Here is a 3,465-nt window from a genome sequence, read left to right on the forward strand (position 1 = left end):
GGCTGGCATTCAGCATGGCGGGCGTGTTCGTGCTGCTGGGGGCCGTGCTCGTGTACCGTCTCCGGCACTCTCTCGAGTCCGACGCGGCCGCCGGCTCGTCGGACCGGCCCGATCCTTCGTCGCTCGACGCGTCGGCCCCGGGATGAGTCCGTTTCGGAGCTGCCCTCTCTCCTACTCCAGCTCGGAGAGGTGCGCCCGGGCCTCGCGCTTGTACTCGGGGTCGAACGGGTCGGCCCGGGGCGCCTCCAGGGCCCGGCGGTACTGCTGGACGGCGTCGCCGCGACGGTCCATCTTCTCGTACGTCTTGCCCAGCTCCAGGTGGTGGTAGGCCCGGGTTTCGAGGCCGATGGCCGTCCGGAAGTCCTCGACGGCCCGTGCAGTCGACGCGTCCGGGAGTCCCCCGTACACCGTCTTGACGACGAGCCGCTGCACGAAGTTGAGGTCCCCCACTTCCCGGTGCCAGCGGGCCCGCACGTGGTAGGCCGCTCCCAGCTCCGAGTCCAGGGCAAGGGCCCGGTCGGCGTGCTCCTTTACCTCCCGGGACAGGCGAATGCTCTCCCGGTTGCTGTTCGTCATCGTCGCCATGCGTCCGGCCGCCACGGACTTCGCGACGTGGGCCCACGCGTGCGTCGCGTCGGTCTCGACAGCCGTTTCCGCCACGTCGAGCGCCTGCCGGTTGAAGGTGAGGGCCCGTGCCTCGCTGTCCGACGCCTTCGCCAAGTCCGACCAGAGGATGGACTGCCGCCAGAGCACTTGCACCGTCTCGTCGACCCGCCGGGAGAGCTCGTCGAGCCGCGCGAGGGCCGCCCGGAACTCCCGGGCCGTCCGTAGGCTGTCGACAGTCGCGAGCGCCTCCTGTTCATCGGTGGGGCCAGGATCGGGCGAAGGATCCTGCCCCAGCGACGACGCGCCCACGACGAGAAGCGCGCACAGGCCCCAGACAGCATAGCCCGGGAGATGCCTCATTGGATTTGGGGCATCTTGGGAAAGAGCAAACAAAGCGGCTCTGGCAACCAGTGACGCAGTCGGATTGTTCGTGGCCGACCCCGACGAGCCTCCGTCCGGGGCTCTACCGCGGAGCCGGAAGCGATACGCGGAGGTCTACCCCGAGGGTGTATCGCCCCCGCGCCCGAGAGCGTCGGTGTAGGGGGTGCCCGACAGTCCTACGTTCACCGACGTGTACGGCGGCCGGGAGGGCCGTCGTGTACACGGAGTCGAGGGGGCGCGCAATTTCCCCGTTCACGTAGGCGCCGAGATCGCCGTCGTAGACCGTGGTCAGCCACTCGTCGGAGAGGTAGACGCCCTCGGCCGTGACCTGCGTCCGGACCGGCCGCAGCACCTGACTATCGGCGCCCCGACGGACGCCGCCGAGGTCCGTCATGCTCGCCGCCAGATACGTGTCCGGGCGCAGGCGGCAGGTGGCCCCACGTCGATCCCGACGCACACTTGGTTAGGAGCACAGACTGGTCGTCCGGCGCGACCGAGAAGAGGGAATCCGTCCCCGCCCTCGTCGTGTCGATTAACGGAATACGGTCCGTCGAATCCGGGCCGACGAGCACAAAGGACTGTCTTGTGACCAGCGGGGCCTCTACGCCCGGCGAGACCGAAAAGTCGGGCGCCTTCGTCGTGAGGTCACCCCCCAGGACGGTCCCGAGTACGAGACCGAGGAGGAAGTCTTCGAATGGAGACGAAGAGCACGCTCATAAACACCATACGAGGAGCAACCAACGGAAGCTCGGCCCCTCCTACGAGGTCGTATTTCGGAGAAGCCGAATTTGGAAGTGAATCATCTCCAGGTAGTTATCGATCCGAATTCGCTCGTCGGTACCGTGGAGACGCGTCCGGTCCGACGGCCGAGCCCGAATGGGTCGGAACCGGTAGATGTCGCGCGTGAGGTCGTGGAAGTGACGGGAGTCCGTGGCCGCTACAAACATGGACGGAGCAACAGGGATCTCTCCGAACGTCTCCCAGATCGATCGCTTGAGCTGCTGGTATGCCTGCTTGTCGAGATCCGACACGAAGGAGGCCTCCCGAGCGCCGTCGAGCCGATGCACTTCGACGGTTGGGTTATCGATGGTCGACCGCACGTGGTCGACAACAGCCTCAACGCTGTCTTGGGGATGAATTCGAAAATTGATCGTCGCCTCGGCGTGTGCGGGCAGCACATTGGTCTTCATGCCGGCCCGGAAAATTGTGGGCGCGATGGTCGTCCGCATCGCGGCGTTGGTGTGCGGCACCTGTGCGAGGCGACGTTTAATTAAAGGCCCGAAGAGCCAGAGATTGGACAATCCCATCCGGTAGACGAACGGAAGCTCCGCGGAGATGGGCTCAAACGTGCGCTGCAGAAGATCGCCGAACTGGGCAGGCATCGGATTTTCTTTGAGTTCATGAACCGCACTTGCCAGTTCTCCAATGGCCGTCTGCCGCGGGGGCATCGACGCGTGGCCCCCTTCCCGCACCACCTCCAGTCGCAACGTGAGACTGCCCTTCTCGGCCACCCCGATCATAGCCAGGGGCGACTCGATGCCCTGGAGAATCTCTTCGGCCACCGGCATCCCCTCGTCCACCACAAAGTCGAGGGACTCATCCCGCTCCTTGAGCAGCTTCGCCACCTCAGCCGCGCCGCGCCGCCCCCCAATCTCTTCGTCGTGGTGGGCCGCGAGGTAGACGGTCTGCTCCGGCTGGTAGCCCGTTCCGAGCAGGTATTCGACCGCCTCAAACGCCGAGAGCGTGCCGCTCTTGTCGTCGAGCGTCCCCCGCCCCCACAGGTACCCGTTGGTCCGCTCTCCCCCGAACGGGGCGTGCTCCCATTCCTGTCGGGTCCCCTCTTCGACCGGCACCACGTCGTAGTGGCCCATCAGCATGACGGGATCCTGCGTCGTGTCGCGGCCCGCCCAGCGATACAACAGCGTGTACCCGTTGCGCCCGACCCGCTCGCGCTCGAGCCGGCCGTGGATCCGGGGATAGCTTCGTTCCATGAAGTCCACGAACCCCTCAAACGCCTCGTGATTCATGTCGGACGAGTCCTGGTAGGAAACCGTCGGGATCTGCACCGCCGCCGACAGCCGGTCGACGGCCGCCGCCTCGTCGACGCGCGGGGGCTCGACCGGATTTACGCCCGAGGGCTCGTAGCTCATCTGGAGGGTCCGGACGAGCACGGCGGCCGCCAGACCGGCCAGGAGCAGGGTCCCGGCAATGAGACCGCGTTTCATCATGGGGGAATGGGTATTCGGCACGGAGAAAAGAACCCGGTCCTTTCGGGTGGGGCATCCATCGCGCTCTCGTGACGGAGACCGGAGGCCGCATTTCGTCCGTCTTACGCGTCGGTCGCCGCGGGCGGGCCGTCAGACGTCTCGACCACCTCGACGGGAAAGGGCTCGGTCTCGGCCCCGGTGTAGAGCGTGCGGTGGGGGAACGGAATCTCGATGCCGCGCTCGTCGAAGGCCTCCTTGATCTCGACGGGGA

3 protein-coding genes and 1 pseudogene are annotated in these 3,465 nt (G+C 66.4%); all 4 read right to left on the reverse strand.

The window, feature by feature from the left end; translation table 11 throughout:
* Positions 1-171: 171 nt before the first annotated feature.
* Complete coding sequence (locus tag V5A20_RS13650) at positions 172-966, reverse strand: hypothetical protein (RefSeq protein WP_332327601.1); 795 nt, start codon at positions 964-966, stop codon at positions 172-174.
* Between the two features lie 103 nt (positions 967-1,069).
* Complete coding sequence (locus V5A20_RS13655) at positions 1,070-1,444, reverse strand: hypothetical protein (protein ID WP_332327603.1); 375 nt, start codon at positions 1,442-1,444, stop codon at positions 1,070-1,072.
* Between the two features lie 301 nt (positions 1,445-1,745).
* Positions 1,746-3,215: a M20 family peptidase gene (locus V5A20_RS13660; protein ID WP_332327604.1), complete on the reverse strand. Its 1,470-nt coding sequence runs from the start codon at positions 3,213-3,215 to the stop codon at positions 1,746-1,748.
* Positions 3,216-3,316: 101 nt separating this feature from the next.
* Positions 3,317-3,465, reverse strand: a pseudogene (locus V5A20_RS14125) (mechanosensitive ion channel family protein); the annotation flags it as partial.

The organism is Salinibacter sp. (assembly GCF_036626415.1).
GTDB lineage: Bacteria > Bacteroidota > Rhodothermia > Rhodothermales > Salinibacteraceae > Salinibacter.